The organism is Pseudomonas uvaldensis, from assembly GCF_021271205.1.
In the GTDB taxonomy this organism is placed as follows: domain Bacteria; phylum Pseudomonadota; class Gammaproteobacteria; order Pseudomonadales; family Pseudomonadaceae; genus Aquipseudomonas; species Aquipseudomonas uvaldensis.
The window spans coordinates 1-830 of sequence record NZ_JAIWKS010000041.1 but is presented as its reverse complement, the minus strand read 5'-3'; the positions used below and the strand labels follow the sequence as shown (position 1 = coordinate 830).

Below are 830 nucleotides of genomic sequence, written 5' to 3'. Positions count from 1 at the left end.
GGGCTGACGCCGGAACACCTGGCCTACGTGATCTACACCTCCGGCTCCACCGGTCAGTCCAAGGGCGTGATGGTCGAGCACCGTTCGGTGTTCAACTTCTGGCAGGTGATGACCCGTACTACCCACCGGCATTGCCCGACCCCGGCCACCGTGGCCCTCAATGCCGGCTTCTTCTTCGACATGTCGATCAAGGGCATCGCCCAGCTGTTCTCCGGCCATCGCCTGGTGATCATCCCGCAACTGATCCGCGCCAGCGGCCAGGAACTGCTGGACTTCCTCGAACAGCACCAAGTCCACGCCTTCGACTCCACCCCGTCGCAGCTCGACACCCTGCTCGCCGCCGGCCTGCTGGAGCGCCAGCGCTACCAGCCGGTCAGCGTGCTGCTCGGTGGCGAAGCGATCAATGCCGCGACCTGGGAGAAGCTGCGCAACTGCCAGACCATCCGCTTCTACAACATGTACGGCCCCACCGAATGCACGGTGGACGCGACCATCGACCTGATCCGCGACCTCGGCGAGCGCCCGAGCATCGGCCGGCCGTTTGCCAACGTGCAGGTCCATGTGCTGGATGCGCGGGGTGAACCGGCGCCGCTGGGCGTGGCCGGGGAAATCCACATCGGCGGTGTCGGCGTGGCCCGGGGTTACCTGAACCGGCCGGAACTGAGCGCCGAACGCTTCATCGCCGACCCGTTCAGCAGTGACCCGAATGCACGCCTGTACAAGACCGGCGACCTGGGTCGCTGGCTGGCCGACGGCACGCTGGAATACCTGGGCCGCAATGACTTCCAGGTGAAGATCCGTGGCTTCCGTATCGAATTGGGTGAGATCGA

1 protein-coding gene is annotated in these 830 nt (G+C 65.4%); it reads left to right on the top strand.

All coding sequences use genetic code 11. The annotated features are described in order from the left end of the window. A partial coding sequence (locus LCU97_RS26485; RefSeq protein ID WP_232778212.1) for an AMP-binding protein occupies positions 1 to 830 on the top strand: 830 nt, incomplete at both ends.